Origin of the sequence: Pseudomonas sp. Root401, assembly GCF_001425105.1 — a bacterium.
Lineage (GTDB): Bacteria > Pseudomonadota > Gammaproteobacteria > Pseudomonadales > Pseudomonadaceae > Aquipseudomonas > Aquipseudomonas brassicacearum.
The window spans coordinates 355,135-379,945 of the sequence record NZ_LMDO01000001.1 but is presented as its reverse complement, the minus strand read 5'-3'; the positions used below and the strand labels follow the sequence as shown (position 1 = coordinate 379,945).

Annotated in this window: 19 protein-coding genes and 1 pseudogene; 11 read left to right on the top strand and 9 right to left on the bottom strand. The window is 61.4% G+C overall.

Translation table 11 applies throughout. The annotated features are described in order from the left end of the window. Positions 1-8 precede the first annotated feature (8 nt). On the bottom strand, positions 9-2,234 hold the full coding sequence (locus tag ASC85_RS01650) for a TonB-dependent receptor (protein WP_057447980.1): 2,226 nt from the start codon (positions 2,232-2,234) through the stop codon (positions 9-11). A 245-nt stretch (positions 2,235-2,479) separates the two neighbouring features. On the opposite strand from ASC85_RS01650, the gene ASC85_RS01645 reads away from it, so the two are divergent. From ASC85_RS01645 to ASC85_RS01610, 8 genes are all read left to right on the top strand, one after another. Further along, complete coding sequence (locus ASC85_RS01645) at positions 2,480-3,706, top strand: MFS transporter (RefSeq protein WP_057447979.1); 1,227 nt, start codon at positions 2,480-2,482, stop codon at positions 3,704-3,706. A gap of 87 nt (positions 3,707-3,793) precedes the next feature. Continuing rightward, positions 3,794-4,309, top strand: coding sequence for a sigma-70 family RNA polymerase sigma factor (locus ASC85_RS01640; protein WP_057447978.1), 516 nt, complete (start codon positions 3,794-3,796; stop codon positions 4,307-4,309). Beyond that, entirely contained in the window at positions 4,310-5,287 is a 978-nt protein-coding gene (locus ASC85_RS01635; RefSeq protein ID WP_057447977.1) for a FecR domain-containing protein, read from the top strand. It begins immediately after the preceding gene. A gap of 99 nt (positions 5,288-5,386) precedes the next feature. Beyond that, positions 5,387-7,798 carry a TonB-dependent receptor gene (locus ASC85_RS01630; RefSeq protein WP_057447976.1) on the top strand — a complete coding sequence of 804 codons (2,412 nt, stop codon included), beginning with the start codon at positions 5,387-5,389 and terminating at the stop codon, positions 7,796-7,798. A 64-nt stretch (positions 7,799-7,862) separates the two neighbouring features. Next, positions 7,863-9,050 (top strand): ABC transporter substrate-binding protein, encoded by a 1,188-nt coding sequence (locus ASC85_RS01625; protein ID WP_057447975.1) that lies wholly within the window; start codon positions 7,863-7,865, stop codon positions 9,048-9,050. After that, positions 9,047-10,108: a FecCD family ABC transporter permease gene (locus ASC85_RS01620; protein ID WP_053187518.1), complete on the top strand. Its 1,062-nt coding sequence runs from the start codon at positions 9,047-9,049 to the stop codon at positions 10,106-10,108. Before ASC85_RS01625 ends, ASC85_RS01620 begins: the two co-directional genes overlap by 4 nt. Next, positions 10,102-10,857 (top strand): ABC transporter ATP-binding protein, encoded by a 756-nt coding sequence (locus ASC85_RS01615; protein ID WP_057447974.1) that lies wholly within the window; start codon positions 10,102-10,104, stop codon positions 10,855-10,857. Before ASC85_RS01620 ends, ASC85_RS01615 begins: the two co-directional genes overlap by 7 nt. Positions 10,858-11,049: 192 nt before the next feature. Further along, positions 11,050-11,562, top strand: coding sequence for a sensor histidine kinase (locus tag ASC85_RS01610; protein WP_057447973.1), 513 nt, complete (start codon positions 11,050-11,052; stop codon positions 11,560-11,562). Between the two features lies 1 nt (position 11,563). On the opposite strand, the gene ASC85_RS01605 is transcribed toward ASC85_RS01610, so the two are convergent. The 3 genes from ASC85_RS01605 to ASC85_RS01595 all read right to left on the bottom strand — a co-directional run bounded on the left by ASC85_RS01605 (position 11,564) and on the right by ASC85_RS01595 (position 15,172). Then, complete coding sequence (locus tag ASC85_RS01605) at positions 11,564-12,049, bottom strand: ester cyclase (protein WP_032833219.1); 486 nt, start codon at positions 12,047-12,049, stop codon at positions 11,564-11,566. Between the two features lie 64 nt (positions 12,050-12,113). Then, positions 12,114-13,592: an APC family permease gene (locus ASC85_RS01600; protein ID WP_057447972.1), complete on the bottom strand. Its 1,479-nt coding sequence runs from the start codon at positions 13,590-13,592 to the stop codon at positions 12,114-12,116. An 86-nt stretch (positions 13,593-13,678) separates the two neighbouring features. Then, complete coding sequence (locus ASC85_RS01595) at positions 13,679-15,172, bottom strand: aldehyde dehydrogenase (protein ID WP_057447971.1); 1,494 nt, start codon at positions 15,170-15,172, stop codon at positions 13,679-13,681. Between the two features lie 235 nt (positions 15,173-15,407). On the opposite strand from ASC85_RS01595, the gene ASC85_RS01590 reads away from it, so the two are divergent. Further along, positions 15,408-16,139: a FadR/GntR family transcriptional regulator gene (locus ASC85_RS01590; protein ID WP_013693026.1), complete on the top strand. Its 732-nt coding sequence runs from the start codon at positions 15,408-15,410 to the stop codon at positions 16,137-16,139. 107 nt (positions 16,140-16,246) lie between these two features. Then, entirely contained in the window at positions 16,247-16,990 is a 744-nt protein-coding gene (locus tag ASC85_RS01585; RefSeq protein WP_057447970.1) for a PDC sensor domain-containing protein, read from the top strand. Positions 16,991-17,042: 52 nt separating this feature from the next. On the opposite strand, the pseudogene ASC85_RS01580 reads toward ASC85_RS01585, so the two are convergent. The 4 genes and pseudogenes from ASC85_RS01580 to ASC85_RS01560 form a co-directional block, all read right to left on the bottom strand. After that, positions 17,043-18,318: pseudogene (locus ASC85_RS01580) on the bottom strand (MFS transporter). Positions 18,319-18,569: 251 nt separating this feature from the next. Next, positions 18,570-19,823, bottom strand: a complete 1,254-nt coding sequence (locus tag ASC85_RS01570; protein WP_057447968.1) for an OprD family porin — start codon at positions 19,821-19,823, stop codon at positions 18,570-18,572. Between the two features lie 93 nt (positions 19,824-19,916). Then, positions 19,917-21,221, bottom strand: a complete 1,305-nt coding sequence (locus tag ASC85_RS01565; RefSeq protein ID WP_057447967.1) for a CitMHS family transporter — start codon at positions 21,219-21,221, stop codon at positions 19,917-19,919. Between the two features lie 56 nt (positions 21,222-21,277). Next, the gene (locus tag ASC85_RS01560) at positions 21,278-22,360 is read right to left on the bottom strand and encodes a 4-oxalomesaconate tautomerase (protein ID WP_057447966.1); all 1,083 of its coding nucleotides are present in this window, start codon (positions 22,358-22,360) and stop codon (positions 21,278-21,280) included. Between the two features lie 169 nt (positions 22,361-22,529). Between ASC85_RS01560 and ASC85_RS01555 the strand changes: the two genes are divergently transcribed. Further along, positions 22,530-23,420 carry a LysR family transcriptional regulator gene (locus tag ASC85_RS01555; protein WP_003200706.1) on the top strand — a complete coding sequence of 297 codons (891 nt, stop codon included), beginning with the start codon at positions 22,530-22,532 and terminating at the stop codon, positions 23,418-23,420. Here ASC85_RS01555 and ASC85_RS01550 read toward each other — a convergent pair. Beyond that, positions 23,345-24,586, bottom strand: a complete 1,242-nt coding sequence (locus ASC85_RS01550) for an MFS transporter (RefSeq protein WP_156395601.1) — start codon at positions 24,584-24,586, stop codon at positions 23,345-23,347. The two genes, ASC85_RS01555 and ASC85_RS01550, sit on opposite strands and share 76 nt — an antisense overlap. Between the last annotated feature and the right edge of the window lie 225 nt (positions 24,587-24,811).

Here is a 24,811-nt window from a genome sequence, read left to right as displayed (position 1 = left end):
CCCGCTTCTTAAAAATCGACCGTGGCCGACAGTTGCAATGTGCGCGGAGAGCCGGGAGAGAACGCCCCATACGAGGCGACACCCGACCAGTATTCGCGATCAAAGACGTTTTGAACCGTGGCTCGGAAAGTCGTAGGCCGACCTTCGATCTTGGTGGCGTAGCGAGCCCCCGCATCGAAGCGAGTCCACGCATCCAACTGCTGGGTGTTGGCCTGGTTCACGTATTGGCTGCCGGTGTAAATCGCACCGCTGGTGAGAGTAAAGCCCTCCACCCACGGGGTGTCCCATTCAGCCCACAGGTTAGCTTGTACCTCGGGCACGCCCACCGGTTTATTGCCACGGTTGGCCGCCGTGGCGGAATCCGTCAGCTCGCCATCGAGCAGGGTCACGCCGCCCATCAAGCGTGTGCCGGGGGCCACTTCGCCGAACATACTCAACTCCACGCCACGGTTACGCTGTTCGGCCTGCACCGAAAACACATTGCCCGCGCCAATTTCGCCACTGGGCTTCTCGATCTGGAACAGCGCCAGGGTAGTCATGAAGGTGCCGTGCTCATACTTGACACCCATTTCGTGCTGCTTGGATTCGTAAGGTGCAAACGTTTCGCCGGCATTGCTCGCGTTGCCTGGCGCAATGTCACCTTTACTCAGCCCCTCGACATAGTTGTAGTAGAGCGACACGTCCTCCCAGGGCTTGACCACCACGCCGAGCATCGGCGTCGTGGCGCTGTCGTCATAACGGGAACTGACCGAGCCGGCGGCATTGTAATTGCGCGATTCGATGTTTTGCCGGCGCAGCCCCAGGGTCAATTGCAGACGGTCATCCAGTACCGACAAGGTGTCGGTCAAGGCGAAGCCGGACAACTGTGACTCGGAAACGCGCAGCACCTTGGGCGCATTGATGGCGGGCTTGGGCACGTCCACCGGGTGATAGATATTCGAGCGGACCTCTGGCCCGTTGGTGATGCCGCGGGACAGTTCATCCTGATACGTGGTCGCCATCAAGGTGGTCGTGTGGGTGACCGGGCCAGTGTCGAACACCCCGCGGATCCCCACGTCGGCGGTGGAGCGGTCCACGTTGAATTTGTAGTACCCGGGCGTGTTGCTGGTATCACCGGCACTGTTGAGAATTCTGGGCACCTGGTCGGACATCCGCTTGACGTCCGACCGACCTCCACCGGCGTGGGCAAACACCGTGACCGCGTCCGTCAGATCATATTCGCCGCCGAGCAATGCCGATTGCTCCTTGGTGTCCGACCAGCCCCATTTCTGCGACGTGTTGGTACGGCCATTGGGGGCAGACGGAATCTCAACGCCGGGCGCGACGGTGAAGGGTCGCGAGGCGCCGTCGAAGTTTTCCTTCTGGCTGATGAAGTCGAGGTTCAAGCGCAAGCGCTCGCCTCGATAATCGAAGGCGATCGCCCCGATATTGCCTTCGCGTTCCTGGTCATCGACGGCCGTGTCGCCACCTTGAAGACTGCCGTTGAAACGCACGCCGAACTGGTTTTCCGTGCCGAATCGACGGCTGACATCCAGATGCCCGCCCACTTGGGAATCGGACGCGTAGCTGCCGGTGAAGCGCGTCAGGTCTTCCTCCAACGGACGCTTGGGGACGATATTGATCACCCCGCCCACACCACTGTTCGGAGAAATTCCGTACATCAGCGCGCCCGGCCCCTTGAGCACTTCGACCCGTTCGGCGTAGTCGGTAAACACCCGGTAGTTGGGCGCCACGCCGTACACGCCGTCGTAAGCCAGCTCGCCGAGGTTACCCTCGCCGATTGGAAAACCACGAATGAAAAACGAGTCGACGATGCCACCCACCTGGCCCGTCGAGCGCACCGAAGGATCTCGTTGCAGGGCGTCAGCCACGGTCACGGTTTGCAGATCGGCCAGGGTCTTGGCGGTGTAACTGGTCACGCTGAACGGCGTGTCCATCACGTCCTTGTTGCCCATCATCCCCAAGCGTGCACCGCGCGCCACTTGACCACCGGCCAACACAGGTGGCAGTGCGCCTGGGTTGTTGCCGGTACCGGTGATAGTGGTCGCATCGAGGGTCAAGCCTTGCCCGTTGCCGACCACCACAGCGTTCGAAATTTTATCGGTAGCGGGCTCCTGCCCGGGGGTGGCCGCCCAGGCGGTGGCGCTTCCTGCGACCAGAACGAAACTCAGCGTGGCGGTACGAATCGCGACGGATAATGCAGACTCACCACAAGGTCGACTTGCAACAGACATGGCTTAAGGATCCTTTCCAACGAGAGAAAATGGTAATCACTCCTATTGCCAGTCGACCTGCGGAAAAGTATCACCTCCCGGGGTTTATTTTTTCAGGCTGCGCCAAAGCACTCACGCATACCGACGCTGCTGCGGTATCGACACCTTGCAACCTCTCTCGCAGCCGGGCATCTTGCCGACCCTGTCATCGCCTGCAGCACACGCAGCCCTACCCGCTTGCTGGCGTTTAACCACCGAGGCTGATCATGTCCCACACCGGTGTCGTCCAGGGTTCGAACGTCAGAGTCCTGATTTATCTTCTGTTCGCGATCCAGCTCATCTCCATGGGCGCGATGGAAATGAGCGGGCCATTCTGGCCGGTTCACCTGCGCGGGCTGACGTCCTCGGAGTCGGTTTTCAGCTTCGCCAGCATTGCCGTGTATGTCGGGCCGATGCTGGGCATCATGCTGACCAGCGCCTTTTGGGGCCGTATCGGTGATCGCTACGGCCATAAGTGGATGATGATCCGCGCCCTGGCAGGCTTGTCGCTGACCCAGCTCGGCCTGGCGCTGTGCAGCGATATCTGGATCATTCTGGTCCTGCGTTTCTTGCAGGGCGCCTTTGCCGGATACATCGCCCCGGCGCAGGCCTACGGCGTGAGTATCGAAGCCCCGTCGCGGCGAGCGCGGCTGTTCGCGATCCTGCAAATATCCACCAATGTCGGCTCATTGCTCGGCGCAGTAGTCGGGGGGCTGATCCTCGACTACGCCACGTTCTTCTGGATCAACCTCACCGCCTCGGCGTTGTGCGCAGTGTGCACAGTGGTGGCCGCCGTGACTTTGCCGGATGTGCCGCCAGTGAAGAAAATCCCGGCCAGCCAGGCCCCGGCAGCGACGAGTCGTACCGACAGCACCGGGCAAGGATCGCCGTTGCTGTCGTTGTTATGCGTCATGGGCATTCTGCTGTTGGCGCGGATGCTGCCGCAAACGTCATTCGCCTTGTATGTGAGCGCAGTATTCGAGGTCAGCAACTCGCTCGTCGGCCTGTGCTATGGCTTGCTGGCGCTGGGTTTCATTCTGTCGGCCACGGCCTGGTCGCGCTATTTCGAGCACCGTACCCAGCAGCAAACCTTGCAGCGCATCCTCTACATCGTGCTCGGTTGTATCGCCCTGACCGCCCTGGCGGGGGTCACGCGCAATGTCATCGTATTTGTCATTGCCTACTTTATCTGGGGCGTGCTGCTGGGTGCCACCACGCCAGTGCTGATGGCCCTCATCTCGAAATCCGCCGATAGCTCACGACAAGGCCACGTGCTGGGCATTGCCCAGGGCACCACGCAATTCGCTTCGATCGCGGGCATTTCGATCGGTGGATTGCTCAGCCAGGTCTACGGGTTGCAATACACCTACCTGTTCGTTTGCCTGGCCTATGTGCTGGCGCTGATCCCTGTCATCGTGTTGCGTTACCGGCCCGTGAACCCGCTGCGTACCTGAAACAGCGGTGGTTGAATGCCGCTTGCGTCGCGGGCAAGTTGTCCATTAGCATTGGGAATACTTCTCAATTGCAAAAAAACTGCAGCCATGAGCGAAACCCTGCCCGCGAACAACGACCATCATCTGCGCGTGATCGAAGCGCTGTACGCAGGTCATCACGGCTGGCTGTACGCCACGCTGAAGAAGAAACTGGGCAACGCCATGGATGCGGCGGACCTGGCGCAAGACACCTTCGCGCGCATTCTTGCCTCGCAAGTCACGGCCATTGACCAACCCAGGGCCTACCTGAGCTGCGTGGCCAAGGGCATCCTCGTCAACTGGTATCAACGCAAGGCATTGGAACGTGCTTATCTGGAGGCACTCGCGCATTTGCCGGCCCAGGAAGTGCCGTCCCCCGAGTTGCGTTTCCTGGTGCTGGAAACCCTGCACGAAATCGACGCCATGCTCGACACCCTCCCTGCGCCGGTCAAACGGGCATTCCTGCTGTCGCAGATCGGCGGCCTGAAATACGACGACATCGCCCAGCAGTTGAACGTCTCGCTGATCACGGTCAAACGCTACATGAAGCAGGCGTTCGTGCAGTGCCTGATGCTGGTGGACTGAATGCTCACCCGTCGTCATGAGCCCCCGCTCGACCCCAAGGTCCTCGAAGAAGCCGCCGAGTGGCTGATGCGCTTGAGTGAACGCGACCTCAGCGACAGCGAGCGCGCCGAATGGGAGTGCTGGAGAGTCAGCAGCCCCGAGCGTGGCCGGGCTTGGTCCCGTGCGCAGTTGCTGCAAAGCAAGCTCGGCGGTTTGCCACGCTCGTTGGCGATGTCGGCGCTGGATCGCCCGAGCAGCCCCGAACGGCGGGCGGCCCTCGGCAAACTGGCGTTGCTGCTGGCAGTCGTTCCCGCCGGTTGGGGCAGCTGGAAGCTGGCGCAATCGCAGCAATGGTCCGCCGACTACCGCACCGCCGTTGGCGAGCGTCGCGAGTTGACCCTGGCCGACGGTTCTCACATCACCCTCAATACCGGCACGGCCATCGACGTCCTGTTCGACACCCACCAGCGGCTCATCCAGGTGCGCGAAGGAGAAATCCTGGTTCAGACCGCACCGGATCCTTCGCCACAGGCCCGCCCCTTCCTGGTCAGCACCCGCGAGGGTCGGATGCAAGCCTTGGGCACGCGGTTCACCGTCCGCGAACTGCAATCGCGCACCCATCTGGCGGTACTCGAAGGCGCTGTGCGGATTGAACTGGCCGATGCTCGCCAGGCCGCGCCGATCATCGTCAACGCCGGACAGCGCACTGATTTCTCATCACAGACCGTTGGTCCGTTGAACCCAACAGACCGCAACGTCAGCGCCTGGACCCAAGGCATGCTGATGGCCGACAAGATGCGCCTGGCGGATTTCGTCGCCGAGTTGGCGCGCTATCGCCGAGGCTTCGTGCGCTGTGACCCGGCCATCGCCGAGCTGCGTGTTTCCGGTGCGTTTCCTATCAGCGACACCCAGCGCACGCTCAACATGCTGCTCCAGACCTACCCGGTTCTCGTCACCGGCCACTTGAGCGGTTACTGGCTGACGCTCACCCCTGCCTGACCTCACAGAAAATAGTTGCTACGCAGGTGATACTTTTTTTGATCTCGACTGGCAAAGAAAGGAATAACCATTTCATCTCGTCCATAGGGTCATCCATCCATGCTCGTTGCACGGCCCCTGCGTCCGGATCGTCCGTCCAAGCCCGTCATTCGCAGTGTGCTGTTGAGCCTTGCCTTGAGCACGGTCATCGGATCGTTCGCCTTGGCCGCCGTGCCTGTGCAGCTGGAAGCCATCGCCCCCCGAACCTATGACATCGCCCCCGGGCCGCTCGGCCCTGCCCTGTCGAGCTTTGCGCTGGCCGCCGGCATTGCCCTGTCGTTCCAGCCCTCGATCACCGAAGGCCTGGTCAGCCCGGGACTTTCCGGCACCTACACCGCAGCGCAAGCACTCACACGCCTGCTGGCCGACAGCGGTGTGGAGATGGTTGCGCGTGACGATGGCAGCTACACACTGGTGCTGCGCCAGGTGTCCTTGCCGGCGATCACCGTCGACGCCATCGGCAGACGCAACACCAGCCTGCCACCTACCTACTCCGACGGCCAGGTCGCCCGCGGCGCACGCCTTGGCCTGCTGGGCAATACCGACGTGATGGACGCGCCTTTCAGCGTCAGCAGCTACACCTCGACAATGATCAAGGATCAACAGGCGGTCACCGTGGGCGACGTGCTGGAACGCGACTCTTCGGTGCGCTCCACCGGCCAGGCGGGAGGCATTGTCGACTCGTTCTTCATCCGAGGTTTTCCTGTGGGCGAAGGCAATCTCGGTGAATTGGCCTTCGACGGTGTGTACGGCGTGGCGTCCAATTACCGGGTATTCACCGAGTACGCCGAGCGTATCGAACTGGTCAAGGGCCCTGGCGCCCTGCTGTATGGCATGTCACCCAACAGCGCCGTGGGCGGCGTGATCAACGTGGTTCCCAAGCGAGCCCTCGACGAGGACCTGACCCGCTTCACCAGCCGTTATGCCATGGACTCGCAACTGGGCGGCCACCTCGACGTCAGTCGGCGTTTTGGTGACGAACGCCGGTTCGGGATCAGGATCAACAGCAGCCTCCAACAGGGAGACACGGCCATCGACAAGCAGTCCCGAGCGGTCGGCACCGGCGCCATCTCCTTGGATTACCAAGGGGATCGCCTGCGCACCACCCTGGACCTGATCAACCAGAAGGAAAAATTCGACGCCGCATCACGGCCCTTTCTGATCGCCTCCAAGGTGCAGATTCCCTCCGCCGCCAACGGGCGCACCAGCGTCAGCCAGGACTGGGGGCGGTCCGAAGCCCGGGACACATCGGCGTTGCTGGGCGGTGAGTATGACCTCAGCGATCACCTGACGCTGTTTGCTCATGCCGGCGGCGGAAAATCGGAGGTCGAACGCATGTCCGACCAGACCCCGACCATCATCAACGCCGCCGGCGATACGTCATCCGTTCCCGGTTATTACAAATTCAAAGTCCAGCGCTACACCGTCGACGCGGGCGCGCGCCTGGGCTTCGACACCGGGCCGGTCAGCCACCGCACGGTGCTGCAAGTCAGCCGTTATCGCGATGAGTTGTTTCGGGGCATCCTTTCCGGCCCCGCCATCCTCTCGAACATCTACCAGCCGATTGACCGGCCCAGGCCAAACCTCGCCGAGCCCCGTACTGCGAAAGTCTCCGCGAGCGAACTGTCGGGCATCGCCTTGGCCGACACCTTGTCAGTGCTCGACGAACGCCTGCAAGTCACCCTCGGCCTGCGCCAGCAGAACATCCAGTCGGACAACTACAACACCGCCGTCGTCACCCCGTCCTACGACCAAAGCAAAACCACGCCACTGCTCGGTATCGTCGCCAAGCCCTGGGACCATGTCTCGCTGTACTACAACTACGTTGAAGGCCTGAGCAAGGGCGACATCGCGCCGTCCGCCGCCACCAACGCCGGGGAGATATCCTCACCATACATTTCCCGCCAGCAAGAGATCGGGGTCAAGGTCGACTACGACAGCTTCATGGCCACCCTGGCGCTGTTCCAGATCAAGAAGCCCAGCGGCGAATTATCGTCCGGGGTGTTTTCGGTACAGGGCGAGCAACGCAACCGTGGCGTGGAACTGAACCTGTCGGGCGAGATTGCCCGGGGCACACGCCTGCTCGGCGGCGTGACGCTGCTCGATGGAGAACTGACCAAGACCGGCGTGACCACCAATCGCGGCAACAGACCGGTGGGCGTCCCGCAGGTCCAGGCCAATCTCTGGACCGAGTGGGACACCCCGGGCATCGAGGGCCTGACGCTGACCAGTGGCGCAATCTACACCGCCCGCCAATACGTCGACCAAGCCAACACCCAGGCACTGGATGCCTGGACCCGCTTCGATGTCGGTGCCCGCTACGCCACACGCATCGCTGAGCGACCCACGACCTTTCGCGCCACGGTGCAGAACGTCTTCGACCGCGCGTATTGGTCAGGTGTCGCGTCCTATGGCGCGTTTTCCCAAGGCGCGCCGCGCACGCTGCTGTTGTCCGCCACCGTTGATTTCTGAAACGTCCGGTCGGGAGCGGCGCCGTGCGCCGTTTTCCGGTCCGGCTTTTGTAAAGGCATGAACCATGGTTACCGTTTTTCGCCGCCCTCACACGTTCGTCGCACTGCTGTTCGCCGGGCTGCTCGGAGTGTCGTTTCTTTCGCTGACGCCACGCCCTGCGCTTGCCGCCGATGCGGATCCAGCCCTGGGCAGCGTGACCGACCTGCTCGGGCGCCAGGTCAAGGTTCATCTTCCCGTTCGACGGGTCATCCTCGGCGAAGGTCGCCAGCTGTACCTGGTCGCGGCGCTGGACACACAAAACCCCATCGAACGCATCGTCGGTTGGCGCAAGGACCTGATCCAGTCCGATCCGGACACCTACGGCGCCTATCTGCGCACATTTCCCGCCATCGCCAAGATCCCGACCTTCGGCGGCTTCGAGGACGGCACCTTTGACATCGAGCAGGCAATCTCCCAGCGTCCGGATGTGATCATCCTCAATATCGAAGCCCAGCACGCCACCGAGGACGCGCGCTACATCGAAAAGCTCGACGCCTTGGGCATCCCGGTGGTCTACGTCGACTTTCGCAACAACCCGATGCAGAACACCGAGCCGACCATGCGCCTGTTCGGCCAACTGTTCGGCAAGCAAGCCCGTGCCGAGGCCTTCATCGAGTTTCGCAACCAACAGATTCGCCGCGTTACCGATGTCATTGAGGCGCGCCACCCTGCCCGGCCAAAGGTCTTCATCGAACGCATCGGCGGTTACACCGATGATTGCTGCCTGAGTTTTGGCAACGAGAACTTCGGCCTGTTCGTCGAAATGGCCGGTGGCGACAACATCGCCAAGGGCATCATCCCCACCACGTTCGGCCAGTTGAATGCCGAGCAAGTGGTGGTCGCCAACCCGGCCCATGTGGTGGTCACCAGTGCCAACTGGGAAGCCTTTGCCCCCGGCGGCCATTGGGTCGGCGTCGGCCCGGGTGCGGACATGGCCCAAGCCAGGAAAAAACTGGCGTGGTACACCCAGCGACCGGCCTATGCCGGCATCAAGGCCCAGGACGACCAGGCTTTCCACGCCATTTGGCACCAGTTCTACAACAGCCCCTATCAGTTCGTGGCCATCCAGCAATTGGCCAAATGGTTTCACCCGACGTTGTTTGCCGACCTGGATCCGGATGCCGCGTTCCGCCAATTGCATGAGCAGTTCTTGCCGGTACCTTATGAGCCGGGCTACGCCGTCAGCCTGCGCCCGGCAGAGGTCACGCCATGAGCTCGCTGAACGAAGCCTTGGTGGTTCAACGTGACACCTACCGACGCCTGGTGCTGCGCAAGCGCCTCATCCTCGGTGGGCTCGCGCTGCTGCTGATCTGCAGCGTCCTGCTGGACCTGGCCCTCGGGCCGGCGCGCTACAGCCTCGACGAAGTGCTGGGCGCGTTGTTTTCGCCAGACAGCGCATCGCCCCAGGTCCGCGTGGTGATGTGGGATATCCGTTTGCCCGTGGCGCTGATGGCCGTTGCGGTCGGCGCCGCGTTGTCGCTGGCCGGCGCGCAGATGCAGACGATCCTCAACAACCCGCTGGCCAGCCCGTTCACCCTGGGCATTTCCGCCGCCGCCAGTTTCGGTGCGGCCATGGGACTGGCGTTTGGCGTCGCCTTGTTTCCACTGGCGGCACAGTACATGGTGCCGGTGAACGCGTTCATCATGGCCATGTTGTCGGCCTTGCTGATCCACTTCCTGAGCCTGCGCCGCGGTGTCAGCGCCGAGACCATCGTGCTGCTCGGCATCGCCCTGGTGTTCACCTTCAACGCGCTGTTGGCACTGGTGCAATTCTTCGCCACCGAACAAGCCGTGGCCGCCGTAGTGTTCTGGACGATGGGCAGCCTGACCAAAGCCACCTGGCCCAAGCTCGGGGTGATCTGCCTGGTGATCCTGGTCACCCTGCCGATTTTCGCCCGACGCGCCTGGGCCTTGACCGCGCTGCGCCTGGGGGATGACAAGGCCGCGAGTTTCGGCATCAACGTGCGCAGCCTGCGCTTCCAGACGCTGATCATGGTCAGCCTGCTGGCCTCGTTCCCGGTGGCGTTTGTCGGCACCATCGGCTTCATCGGCCTGGTCGGCCCGCACATCGCGCGAATGCTGATCGGTGAAGACCAGCGGTTCTTCCTGCCAGCATCGTTGTTGACCGGCGCATTGATTCTGTCCGCCAGTTCGGTGATCAGCAAAACCCTGATCCCGGGCGCCATTTTCCCCATCGGCGTGGTCACGTCGCTGATCGGCGTGCCCTTCTTCATTTCCTTGATTCTCGGCGGGAAGAAAAACTCATGGTAACGATCCAGCTGGAGAACCTCGGTGCCCGCTACGGCCAGCGCACGATCATTCACGGTGTGACCACGGCAGCCTTTGTCGGCGGCCAGGTGGTGGCGGTGGTCGGCCCCAACGCAGCGGGCAAATCCACCTTGTTCAAACGGATGGCCGGATTGATTGAAGGCCCCGGACAGATCGTCTTGCAGGGCTCGAAAAAGGGACCGCAGGGCATCAGCTACATGCCCCAGGGCTTGAACGCCAGCGCGCGGTTGACGGTGTACGAATCGGTCCTGCTGGCGCGCAAGCAGCTCACGCCGGGCTGGGTCGTCCATGACGATGAACTGAAGTTGGTGGATGACATTCTCGCCGCACTGGGCATCACCGAATTGTCGTTTCGCAACCTCGGTGAACTCAGCGGTGGACAGCAGCAGTTGGTGTCGATCGCCCAGACCCTGGTGCGCGAGCCGGAAATCCTGTTGATGGATGAACCGACCAGCGCCCTGGACATGCACCGGCAGGTCCAGGTGCTGGGCTTCATGCGTGCCCTGGCGCGCAAGCGCGAAGTCATTGTGTTCATCGCCATCCATGACCTGAACCAGGCGCTGCGCTTCGCCGACCAGGTGTTGGTGATTGCCGACGGCACCGCCCAGGGCAGCGGCCCGAGCGCCGAGGTGATTACCGAGTCGATGCTTCGCCAGGTCTACAAGGTCGAGGCGCGGCTCGAACGATGCAGCCGCGGACAGCCCCACATCCTGATCGACGATATCGTTTGAGCACAGACCCGTGGTCAGAGCTTGCTCCCGCTGCTGTAGGAGCTGGCGAAGCCTGCGATCTTTTGATTTTGATCTTTCGCTTGCGACTCAATTGTCTGGGACAAGATCGCAGCCTCGTTGCACTCGACAGCTCCTACACAGCTCCTACCGCAGCCGAGCGGGAGCAATCTCTGGCTTTCGACAGATAACCGTTTGCAGGTCAGCAGCGTACCGTCCGAAGTCGTGCCACTGGTGGACAGTTTCAATCGGGTCCTCCAGCGCCTGGAAAATGGCTACCGGACCCAGCAGGAGTTTCTGGCGACCGCGGCGCACGAACTCAAGACACCGCTGGCGCTGATACGCGCACAAATCGAATTGATGGACAGCCACGATCGCAACGCGCTGCTCAACGATGTCGCTCACATGACCCGTCAAGTCCAGCAACTGCTGCTCCTCACCGAAGCCAGTGAGGCCCAGAACTACCTGTTTGCCGAAGTCGAACTGGCCGATGTCGCAAGGGAAGCCAGCGACTATTTGCAGCGCATGGCCGAAGCCGCCGAGGTACGCCTGGTACTGGTGCAGAACGCTGCCTCTGCTGACCCATGGCAGGCGGATCGCAGCGCCCTCTTCACCTTGTTGAAGAACCTGCTGGAAAACGGCTGGACGCTCTCTGCCAGGAGAGCCGAGCCTGGTTTGTTGCTACAGCTCTCGCGGCGGGAACATTGATCTACCAGCCGAGCTGCTTGTTGAAACCCAGGGCGTCATAGTAGTCGTGCTGCGTGATAATCTTGCCCTCCTTGAGCCGGATGAAACTCACCCCCTTGAAGCTGAGGGGGCGCTGGGTGGCCGGCGTCTCGGTGCTCCAAGGCCCGGTATTGTGTCCCTTGAATTCCCATTCGAAGGCAATGCTTTCACCGTTGACGATCGGCTCGCCCAGCATCGTCCATTGCAGATCCGGCACTGCGTGCATGAACACTTCGATCACCTGGGTCTTGGCATTTTCCCGGCCGACCTGCGGTGTCCCCACCGAGGCGTCGAGGAACTCGCCGTCCTCGGTGAAGTACTTCGCCGCAGCCTCCGCATCGCGAGCGTTCCAAGCTTTCATATAGTCATGGATCACACCCAGGGTATCGTTTTGACTGGCTGCCAGAACCCCATGGCTGGCCAGAATCAGGAGCAACCCAAACAGCATCGAATGGATTCGAGACGTCATAGCGTTCACCCTTTTCTCATCAGAGGATTTGCCTGCCGCGCCCGGCGGCAGGCCGTCATGTCGCTTAGGTTTTTTTCCAGGCATCGGAAGCCGGGGCGGTACCTTTCTCGTAGGGGCGAAACAGGACCATGTAGACGAGGCCGACGAAGATCACGATGGCGCCAACCAACACGATGCCGTAGTTCACATACCACGGCGCGTCTGGCATACGCGGCCAGGACATATTGACGATGGCGAACAAGCCATAGCAGAGCGCAGCGATGTTCACCGGCCAGCCCCAACGTCCCAAGGTGAACTGGCCATTGGGTGTCCAGCCCCGGAGACGGGCGTACATCACACCCCCGACGATCATCTGGAATGCCAGGTAGATACCGATGGCGGCAAAACTCACCACCAGCGCGATGGCGTTCTGAAGATAGAAACCGACACACACGATGATCGCCGGCAGCACCCCGCAGACCATCAGGGCGGCGGTCGGCACATGGGTGGCCGGGGAGATTTTCTTCAGCACGCCACTGCCCATGAGCATCTCGTCTCGGGCGTAGGCATACAACAAGCGGCTGGCGGATGCCTGCAAGCTCAGCACACAGGAAACGAACGAAACCGTGATCACCGCCATGACCACCCGCGACATGACCGGACCGAACGCCGCGCCGAATATCGTGGCCATGGGGTCCTTGTCCTGGCCGGAAACAACGGCGGCAATATCAGGCACGGCCAGGATCAAGGCCAGGGCGGCAAAGATCGACGCGGCACCGCCGATCCAGATCGTCATTCGCATGGCCTTGGGGACTTGGCGGCTGGGATTGGGCGTTTCCTCGGCCACATCGCCGCACGCTTCAAAACCGTAGTAAAGGAACATCCCGGCCAGTGATGCGGCCAGGAAGGCCGGCCAGTACTCCCCATCGATGGAGATATCGAACGTGTCGAACAACACGCTCAAGGACTGGTGACGCTCAAAAATCAGCAAATAGCCGCCGATCAATAACGCCCCGACCAGCTCACACAGAAAGCCGAACATAGCCACCCGCGCCAGCAGCTTGGTGCCGCTCAGGTTCAAGACCGTCGCAGTAGCGGTCAGGACCAGCGCGACCAAGGTATTGGTGACCGGCGACGGCTCGAAACCCAGCAGGTTGGCAATGTAGGGACCGGCGCCCAGAGCTACGGCAGCAATGGTCACGCACAGGGAGATGGCGTAGATCCAGCCGACCATCCAGGCCCATTTTTTCCCCACCAGGCGACGGGCCCACGGATAGACACCGCCGGAGATGGGATATTGGGACACCACTTCGCAAAAAATCAGGCACACCAGCATTTGCCCTAACCCCACCAGCAGGTAGGACCAGAACATGGGCGGCCCGCCCGTTGCCAGGCACAGGCCGAACAATGTGTAGACGCCGACTACCGGCGACAGGTAGGTGAACCCGAGGGCAAAGTTCTGCCACAGGCTCATGCTACGTTCGAAACTCGAGGTGTACCCGAGGGCACGGAGTTGCTCCGCGTCCTGGTCCACGGCTGCCGTGGAGCTTATTGAGCTGTTCATTGCGCCATCCTTCAAAAAGGAATTCGTTGAGTAAGCGTCAAGCAGGCAGAACCATTCCACCCGTAACGTGGTTCACCAGAAATGCCTCAGAGCTGTATCCAGGTGGCCTTGATCTCGGTGTATTTATCGAAGGCATGCAGGGATTTGTCGCGGCCATTACCGGACTGCTTGTAGCCACCGAACGGCGCCATCATGTCGCCGCCGTCATACAGGTTGACCCAGACACTTCCGGCGCGAAGTGCGCGGGCCATGGTATGGGCGCGCGACAGGTTGGCCGTCCAGACGGCTGCAGCCAGCCCGTAAGGCGTGTCGTTGGCGATGCGCACCGCATCCTCGGCTTCGTCGAATTCGATCACCGACAGCACCGGGCCGAAAATCTCTTCCCGGGCAATTGTCATCGAGTTGCTGACATTGTCGAACAGTGTCGGCTCCACGTAGCTGCCGCCGGTTTCCTCCAATGCCACGCGCCCTCCCAGCAACAACTGGGCGCCTTGATCCTGTCCTTGCCGAATGTGTTGCAACACCCCTTCCAGGTGGCGCGCGTCCACCAGCGCACCGACATTGGTGTCGGGATCCAGCGGATGGCCTGGCTTCCAGCCTTTCATAGCCTCGACCACCATCGGCACGAAGTGCGCCTTGATGGAAGCCTGGACGAGCAAACGTGAACCGGCGGTGCACACCTCGCCCTGGTTGAAAGCAATGGCGGCCGCTGCCGCTTCGGCGGCTGCCTGTAGATCAGGGGCATCTGCGAAGACAATGTTCGGGCTCTTTCCCCCCGCCTCCAGCCAAACCCGCTTCATGTTCGACTCGCCCGCATACACGAGAAGTTGCTTGGCCACTCGGGTGGAACCGGTAAACGCCAGCGCATCAACGTCACCGTGCAAGGCCAGGGCCTTGCCCACCGTGTGTCCATAGCCTGGTAGCACATTGAGCACACCGACCGGCAATCCTGCTTCCAGGGCAAGCTGTGCGATACGAATAGCCGTCAGCGGCGAACGCTCTGAAGGCTTGAGAATCACCGAGTTGCCGGTCGCCAATGCCGGCCCCAATTTCCACGAAGCCATCATCAACGGGAAATTCCACGGCACGATGGCAGCGACCACCCCGACCGGCTCCCGCGTCACCAGCCCGAGCTGATCTACCGCCGTCGCGGCCACCTCATCGTAGATCTTGTCGATGGCCTCCCCGCACCAGCGAATGCTATCGATGGCGCCGGGCAGGTCGACCGCCAGCGAGTCGGCGATCGGTTTGCCCATGTCCAGCGTTTCCAGCAGTGCCAGCTCTTCGGCGTGAGACTGCAAGAGGTCGGAAAAACGCAGCATGACCGCCTTGCGCACTGCCGGTGCCTGACGCGACCAAACGCCGGAGTCGAATGCCGCCCGTGCGCTGGTCACGGCCAGCTCGGCGTCCGCGGCATCGCAACTTGCAACCAGGCCCAGCAATCGCCCGTCCACAGGACTCACGCATTCAAAGGTAGCGCCTGAACTGGCAGGCCTGTATCGCCCGTCGATAAAGGCACGGCCCTCGATGTCCAGCGCCTTGGCTCTGGCTTCCCACTCTGCTCGGGTCAAGTGACTCATGATTGAAGTGCTCCTGGGTTCGGATGAATGCGATCTCGGCTCGCTTAAACATATGGAACCATATCTTTTAATCCATGAGAACCCCATGAAATCCAAATTCAGCCAGGTTTTTTTGACTTCAACGCCTTTTCATCCCTAGAATTCCGCCCCAACGGCCCCTGAAAATGCCTTTGAACTATGAAATAGAATTTTTTTAGTCCCGGCGTCGAGGACGCCGCCAATGAATGAAACGACCATGAGCCCTACATCAAGCCTCATACGCCTCAGTCAGGAAGGGAAAACGGAATCCGTCACCCGCCGCCTGGTTGAAATGATTGACCTGGGGTTGCTGGTCGAAGGTGAACAGCTCCCCAGCGAAAGTACCCTGGCCACCCAACTCGGCGTCGCCACGGTCACCCTGCGCGATGCGTTGGCTGCCTTGCGAGAGCGCGGGGTCATCGAAACCCGGCGTGGACGCAACGGCGGCAGCTTTATCTGCGCCGCCCCACAAACCACCGATCAGGCGTTGTTCGATCAATTGCGTGAAATGAGCACGCTTGAATTGCGTGACCTGGCCGACGAGCACGCAGCCATTTCAGGCGCCGCCGCCCGCTTGGCAGCCCAACGCGCCGGCCCTGAGCAACATGCGCGGCTGGGTGGCTACATCGATGCGCTGGCCAAGGCACAAGAACGTCTGGAGCGCCGACGTGCCGACGCCAGGTTCCACATCGAAATTGCCGTGGCGTCGCAGTCGGTACGGCTGACCCACAGCGAGGCCCGCTTGCAGGCGGAACTGGGGGAGTTGTTATGGTTGCCATTTGATGAGCAACCGGATCCCCAAGTGATCGAGCGGGAACACCGGGCGATTCTGGAGGCCATCATTGCGAACGATGCCAATCTGGCGGGGGCACTGGCCGAAGCCCATGTTGCTCGCGGCGTCCGGCGTTTGACCGCCATACGCTTGCAGCAGATGGCGCAAGATGCCTGATGACTGGAACAGAACTTGCTCAACAACTGACTCCAAACACCGCCCGACAGCCTGTCCGTGTCGCCAGCAAACACCGCACTGTCCCTTCCGAGGCATGAGTTAGAGCCATGGATAACGAAATTTCAGCAAATGGGTTATCCCAATGCGCAACGTTGATCAACGCTTCCATTGGTAACGTCTTCAAGGGTCTCAACGACCTGGGCGCCCAGGTATCGAGCATTTGGGAACGGCAACGGTGCAAGACCAGGCACCCCAATCAACGCGACCTCAAGCCATTGTTGGCTGGCGTCCGGCAGATCCTTGACTCCGAGAGTCTCAAGTTTCATGGCGCTGGCGTGGTCTTCGCCCCTGGTGAGCTGGAAGATTGCGAGATGCACCTGCAATGGTGGTGCCGGACCCAGAACGAACAAATCCAGCCTTTGCAGCTGAATCTCGATAGCCGCAGCGATCGTTTCTACGATTACCTGCACATGCCTTGGTACACCCGTCCGCAGCAGACTCGCCAGCCCTCCATAGACGGGCCTTTTGTCGACTTGTATGGCACCGAGCAGTACATCGTTGCCTTCTCCGTGCCGATTTTTTTCGATGATCGCTTCATTGGCGTTGCAGCCGCCGACATCTCCCTGCACTCGTTGGAACCCTTGCTCGTGCGCAGCCTGATGAGAGTCAGCAATGAAGCGCTGTTGCTCAATGCCGAAGGTCGAGTATTGGCAGCTAATACGGCGAGCTGGTTAGCCGGTGATTTGATACGAGGCGTGCTGAACCAGGACATGGACCAAGGGCGCGTTTTGAGCCTCATCGACACCTCGTCCTATTGGAGTGTCGTGGAACGGCCGGTACCCAGGCTCTGATTGCCGGTCGCCATCGCGAGCAAGCTCGCTCACACATAGGTGATACGCAGGCTCAGGCGACCCCGCCGTCAGCGACCGTAAGCGTGTCGGCCTGTGGAACGCGGCTTGGCCGGAACGTTTCGGGCATCGCCAGCGACAGACCGAACGCCAACGCAGCAATCGCCGCCAGGGTCAGGAACGCCGCGCTGTAGCCAGCCCCTTGCACCACAAAGCCGGCCAGGCTGTTACTCAACGCCGCGCCGAATCCGAACACCGTCGACAGCACCCCGAGGCTGACATTGAAACGTCCGGTGCCCTGGGTCAGGTCCTTGACCACCAAGGGAAACAGCGCGCCAAACAGCCCGGCACCGATCCCCATCGAGCAACTGCACCGCCACCAACCAATAGGGGTCGTCCGAGAGCACGTACAACACCCCTCGAATGGGCAGGATCAGGAAGCCGGCCAGCAACAACGGCTTGCGTCCCCAGGCATCGGCCTTGACGCCGACCAGCCACGCCATGGGCACCATGACCAGTTGCGCCGCGACGATACAGGCCGACGTCAGTGGCGTGGCCAGGTGGGCATTGGCCTGGGCGAGCTTCTGGCTGACCAGCGGGAGCATCGCCGCGTTCGCCAGGTGAAACAGCCCGCAGCAAATGGCGAACAACAGCAGCGTGCGGTTATCCAGCAACACGCGCAGCGCCGGGGGCGCCGGGCCCTGCACCGACTGACCGGCCTCCAGGCCACGGGCCACGTCATGGTCAATGGCCTCGGCGGATACGCAACTGACCGCCACGATGCTGGCCAATGCCATCGCGGCCATCAGGTAGAACACCGCAATGGGACCGAACAGCCAGGCGAACCCACCCGCCAGCAGCGCTGCGCAGGCATTGCCCGCGTGGTTGAATGTCTCGTTGCGCCCGGTGCGCCGCGTAAAGGCGCGGGCGCCGGTAATGCCCAGGGAAATGGCCGCAATAGCCGGCGCAAAGACCGATGCCGCCACAGCGCCGAGCGCCTGGGTCAGCGCCACCAGGCCGAAGGAAGACGTGAACGGTAGCACCAGGCAACCCAGCGTCACCATCAAGGCAGCCACAGCCACCACGGCACGTTTGCTGCGCACCCGGTCGATCAGCGCTCCGGCAGGCGCCTGGGCAACGAGCCCGGCCATCGCCGCCACGGTCATTACCACGCCAATGCTGGCCGGGTCCCAGCGATGCACCGCCAGCAGGTAGATCGCCAGGTAAGGACCCAGCCCATCGCGTACATCCGCGAGGAAAAAATTCAGGCCATCCAGGGAAAGGTTGTTACGTCGGTCTCGGTTGCGATCCACAGCGGCCTCGACGGGCATTGCCTCAAAGAAAATTGCCGCCATGATGTCGCAAAGAATCGAACCGGGCCACCGTGATGAAACCGAGGCCACTGAGAAAGCCGTGGCGAGGGAGCGAGCTGTCGAGTGCAACGAGGCTGCGATCTTTCCCCAGACACTTGAATCTCAAGCGAAAGATCAAAAGATCGCAGGCTTCGCCAGCTCCTACAGAGCCGAGCGGGAGCAATCTCTGGCCACAGGTCCATCGTTTTTTCTTAGGCGAACAGCATGATCTACCAAAGCGCGATATCGTAGGTGAAATAGATCCGGTTGCTGTCACGGCCACGGGAAAAGTCCGAGCGATAGACGTAGTTGCGCAACTTCACCCCCAGCCCCTTGAACGTACCCTGCTGCACCACGTAGGCGATCTCTGCGTCGCGCTCCCACTCTTTGACCGTAGTATTGGACTTGCCGTCGTTGCCGCTCAGGTAGCGGGTGGAAAATGTCAGGCCGGGCACACCGAGGCGAGCGAAGTCGTAGCCGTACCCGAGCATCCAGGTCTTCTCGTCTTCCTCGATGAACTTGCCGATCCCGACGTTGCTGAAGGAGTACACCGTGGCGCCGCTGACATAAGGCAGGCCCGCCTCGCCACTGAGGGTCTGGTAGCCTGCGCTCAGTGTGTGGCCGACAACGGCGTAGGACAGCAGCCCACTGAGCATGTCGTTGTCGATCTTGCCACCATAGGCCGAACCCGAATCGACACTGTTGAAGTAGCGCAGGTCGCTGGTCAGTACCCCGGCGCCCAAGGGAAGATCATGCTGGATACCGGCAAAATTCTGTCGATAGAAATTCTCCAGCTCGCCATAGAAGTAACTCAGACGGATGTTTTTGCCCAACTTGTAGTCGGCACCGGCATAGCTGAAGTCACCGGACTTATCGCCACCGTAGCCATCGGGCACGATGGGCATGCTGTCGCTCGAATCGCGCAGCTTGAAACGCTCCAGATGCCCGCCGGTGACGGTGAGGTTGTCGATGTCAGTGCTGCTGATCTGGGTGCCCTGGTAAGTCTGGGGCAACAGCCGCGCATCGTTGTAGACCAATACCGGGGTCTTGGGCAGCAAGGTGCCGTATTTGAGCGTGGTCTTGGCCACCCGGGCCTTGGCGGTCATCCCTGCGCTGGCAAACTCGTCGGCGGCGCGACCGTCGTCATGCACCGGCAGCAGGCCGGTGCCGCTGCGACCACGCCCGGAGTCGAGCTTGACCCCGAGCAGGCCCAGGGCATCGACCCCGAAGCCGATGGTGCCCGGCGTAAAACCCGATTGGTAATCCAGCAGGAAGCCCTGGGCCCATTCGGTGCGTTCACTCTTGGCGGTCCTCGCCGCCCGTGCGCTCATACCGTGCTCGTCGCGAAAATTTTCGTTGAAGTAGACGTTGCGCAATTGCAGCTTGAGCTTGCTGTCGTCGATGAAACCTTCGGCGCTGGCCGTGGCCAGGGGCAACAGCCCAAGGATTGGAAACAAAGCCCCGCGGGTAAGCAAAATGGTCATGTCGAGCTACTCGTTGTTGTTATTGGACGTGCAGGCCGGCACACCCCCACTTGCGGGGGCGTGTCAGGCAAGAAACCAAGGTTGTCGGGTGAATCAGGAAAACAGCGTCAGCGCCCCGGTCAGCAGGGCCAGTGCGGTAATCACCAGGGAGGTGAGCACCGCCCATTTGACGGTGGCTTTCTGGAAGTCGCCCAGGTCGCGGTCGACCATGCCCACCAGCAACAGGGTCGAGGCCACCAGCGGGCTCATCAGGTGCACCGGCTGGCCGAGAATGGACGCCCGGGCAATTTCGACCGGATCAATGCCATAGGCGGCAGCGGCGTTGGCCAGGATTGGCACGACACCGAAGTAGTAGGCATCGTTGGACAGCACAAAGGTCAACGGCATGCTGGTAATCGCCACCACCAGCGGGAACAGATGGCCCCAGGAAGGCGGAATCCAGTCGACCAGGGTCTGTGCCAACGCATCGACCATTTTCGTCCCGGAGAAGATCCCGGCGAAGATGCCCGCGGCAAACACCAGCAGGACCACGGTCATGGCGTTGCCCGAATGGGCGAGAATGCGCTCCTTCTGAATATCCAGTTGCGGATAGTTGATCATCAGCGCCAGGACGAAACCGATCAGGAACAGGATCGCCGAGTGCATGAGCCCCATCACCAGTGCGACCATCACCGCGACCACCAGCAGCAGGTTGACGTAGGCCAGTTTCGGGCGCTTGTGTGGCGTGTCTTCCATGATCGCGTTGATGTAGCAATTACCGCCACCGCTTTGCAGTTGGACGTTGCCGATGCGCTTGCGCTCGGCACGGCCCAGCAGGAACGCCGTGAACACCACCCACATCGCACCGCCGATCATGGTCGGCAGCAACGGCACGAAATACTCACCGGCATCCAGGCCCAATGCTGCGATCGCGCGGGTCGCCGGGCCGCCCCAAGGGGTCATGCCGCTCATGATGCTCAAGGAGAGCATGGAAACAGTCGCCAGGATCATCGGATTCATGCCGATGCGTTTATACAGCGGCAGCATCGCGGCACAGGTGATCATGTAAGTCGTCGTGCCGTCACCGTCCAGCGCCACCAACAGCGACAGCAGCGCCGTACCCACGGCGATCTTCATCGGGTCGCCATTGACCCGCTTGAGGATCTTGCGGATCAGCGGGTCGAACAGACCGGCGTCGATCATCAGGCCGAAAAACAGGATCGCGAACAACAGCAGCGCCGCCGACGGCGCGACCATTTTCAGGCCGTCCAACATCATCTTGCCGGTGGTCCCGCCAAAGCCGCCGAGCACGGCAAAGACGATGGGCACCACCGTCAGGGCGACGATCGGTGACAACCGTTTGGTCATTATCAGGAAGGTGAAGACCACCACCATGGCCAAGCCAAGTAAAGCGAGCATATGTCAGATCTCTTGTTGTTATTGAGTAGCTGATGCGATGACGAGGTCTGCCTGGACTATCCAGCCAGGCGCTGGGAAACCGTGGCGTAGACGAAACCAGAGAAAAGTCGGCGGGCGGTGCGTACCACCGAAGCACGAATGGTCTCACCCTTTTCGCCGGTGTAGGACAACACCACATCGATACCGCCGCTGGGGTGCTCGATGCGAACTTGCTGCAAACGCGGCTCACTGACGGTACCGAGCAACTGTGCGACGACGCTGCCGTTGGTCACGCAAGCCGTCGCCAACCCGATGGAGCCGGTAATCGCCAAAGCGCGATGACAGTTGTGCGGCATGAAATAACGCACCTGGACCGTCCCGCCAGACTTGGCCGGAGACACCAGCACCGGTTTGGGAATGACCTTGTCACTGACATCACCCAAGCCCATTGCCAGGCCGGCTTTCAGCCGCAGGGACTCCAGGCGCTGCAGGAAGGCTTTATCGGCGTCCAGCTCAGCGGGGCTTTCATCGCCGCGCTTGCCAAGCTGACTGGCTTGAACGATCACCATCGGCATCGCCATGTCGATGCAGGTCACCGGGATGCCGTCGATCAGGTCCTGGGGTTGTCCGGTGGGAAAGAGCTTCCCTGTCTTGCTGCCCGCCGCATCGAGAAAGGTCAGTTGCACCGGAGCCGCTGTGCCAGGCACGCCATCGATGGCGGTGTCGCCTTCATAGCTGACTTTGCCTTCCGGGGTTTGCACTTCGGAATTCACGAAAGTCCCGGTATTGAGGTTGCGAATACGCACCCGGGTCAGGTCGCCGGTAGGCTTGACCAGGCCCTGCTCGATAGCGAACGGGCCGACGGCGCAGAGCATGTTGCCGCAGTTGGGGGCGGTATCGACCCGACGCTGGGAAACCATGACCTGGACAAACAAATAATCAACATCCGCGTCAGGGTGCAGCGATGGGCTGACGATCGCCACTTTGCTGGTTTGTGGACTGCCGCCACCGATGCCGTCGATTTCCAACTCATGGCCGGAGCCCATCAGGTTGAGCAGCAGCTCATCACGTTCGGCGATGGCGACCGGCAGATCCCAGGCAAGAAATACCGGGCCTTTGGACGTACCGCCGCGCATTAGCACACAAGGAATTCGCTGCATGATCACTAACTCTTGTTGATCAATCTGGATAATTGATGCTCTGGAAACAAGAGTGTCAGGGTTTTAAAAGTGTTTCCAATGCAAAGATCAGAGCGATTATTGCGTTTCACAAATGAATTGTTCTACGCTAATTGCCATCGCGCACTGCCCTTCTCCAGTGAGGTAGCACATGGAATATGAGCTCCAGGACATACGATCTTTCGTGAAAATCGCCGAACTCGGCAGCTTCCACGAAGCCGCCGACGCGCTGCATCTGTCGCAACCAGCCTTGAGCCGACGGATGAAAAAACTCGAGGAAGGCCTGGGAACCGCGTTGCTCGATCGCACGACCCGCAAGGTCAGCCTGACGAGTGTCGGGCGTGATTTCCTGCCCAAGGCGCGGCGCCTGCTGGATGATTTCGACGACTCGATTCTCAACATCCGCGAGTTGGCGGAGCGACAGATCGGCCGGGTGACCTTGGCGTGCATTCCTACGGCCGCCTTCTATTTCCTGCCTTCGGTGATTCGCCTCTATAACGAGCGCTACCCGAAAATCCGCATCCGCCTGCTCGACCTCAGCGCCAACGAAGGGCTCGAAGCGGTACTGCGCGGCGAAGCCGACTTCGGCATCAACATGATGAGCGGCCAGCACCCGGACATCGAGTTCGTGCCCCTGGTCAACGAACCCTTTGTGCTGGCCTGCCGGCGCGATCATGAACTGGCTGAACGCAGTGCGGTTACCTGGTCGGAACTCAGTGATTATCGGCTGATCGGCGTCGGTCGCCTGAGCGGCAACCGCATGCTGCTGGACCACGCGCTGTCGGGCCTGAGCTGGCGTCCGCAATGGTTTTACGAAGTGCAGCACTTGTCGACGTCGCTGGGATTGGTCGAGGCTGGCCTCGGCGTGTCGGCGATGCCCAGCCTGGCGATGCCGGCCGGGGATCACCCAACGCTGGTCAGCGTGCCGCTGATCGAGCCGGTGGTAAACCGCTCGCTGGGCCTGGTCTACCGCCGGGGCGCATCGCTCTCCCCAGCTGCGGAGAAGTTTGTCTCGATCCTGCTTGAGCAGTGGCCGCAATGAAGCGAGAGCCTCCACACCGCCAACGCGGCGAAGCTGATCAAGGCGCCTAGCAGGCTGACCGCCATCCAGCCCCACAGCGCATAGGCCTGGGTCGCGGCCGCCGCACCCAGCGCGCTGCCCGCCGAGTAGAAGCACATATAAGCGCCAACCATGCGACTTTGGGCGTCGGGCCGGGCAGCGAAGATCAAGCTCTGGTTGGTGACATGCACGGCTTGCACCGCGAAGTCGAGCAACACCACGCCGCACACCAGTGCGATCAGGGAGGTCTCGGTAAACGTGATGGGCAGCCAGGAGAGCGTCAGGAGTCCCAACGACCAGCCCGTGACACGCTGCCCAAAACCTTGATCGGCCCAACGACCGGCCCTTCTGGCTGCCAGGGCCCCGGCGACGCCGGCCAGGCCAAACAGGCCGATGGCCGTGTGTGAAAGCGACAGCGGCGCGGCGCTCAACGGCAGCACCATGGCGGTCCATAACACCGAAAACGCGGCAAAGATCAGCAAGGCCAGCAGCCCCCGGGTCCGTAGCACCGGCTCGGTCATGAACAGCTTGAACAGTGACCGGATGAGTGCCAGGTAAGGCTGCCGGTCAGGTGGCGACACGGCGGCAGGCACCACTGCCCAGAACACCGCAGCAATGGTCAGCATCAATCCCGCGGAAACGAAATAAACCCCGCGCCAGCCCGCCAGATCGGCAATCACTCCAGAGGTAAACCGGGCCAGGAGAATACCCAGGACAACGCCACTGGTGACGGTTCCCACGGCCTGCCCCCGCTGGGAGGGCGAGGACAGCACGGCAGCATAGGCCACCAGCACTTGGACAACCACCGCCAGCAAGCCCATCACGATCATCGCACCCAGCAAAGCCAACCAATGCTGGGCTGCACCAACGGCCGCCAGCACAAGCGCGGACAACATCAATTGCGCGAAAACCAGTCGTTTACGGTTGACCCTGTCCCCCAGCGGGACGATGAACAGCAACCCCAGCGCGTAACCCACCTGGGTGGCCGTGACCACCACCCCGATCAATCCTGACGCGACGCCCAGGCTCTCGGCCATCGAGGCGAGCAAGGGCTGGGCAAAGTAGACATTGGCGACGGCCAGTGCGCAGGTCACGGAAAACAATAACGTGAGCGCCGGCGAGAGCCCTGGGTGATGCTGTTCATTCAAAGAACCCGTTGCCCCCCTGTAGGAGCTGCCGAAGGCTGCGATCTTTTGATCTTTCCCTTGGGGTTCATGTGCCTGGGGAAAGATCGCAGCCTCGCTTCGCTCGACAGCTCCTACACGGGAGCACTCGCCCCCACCAGGGTGATTGCCCGAAGGCTGCTGGGTGAAACAGTCGACATCTGCTGTCATGCGCGTCTCCTTGGCGCTAAACTGGTTTCAATTAAAAAC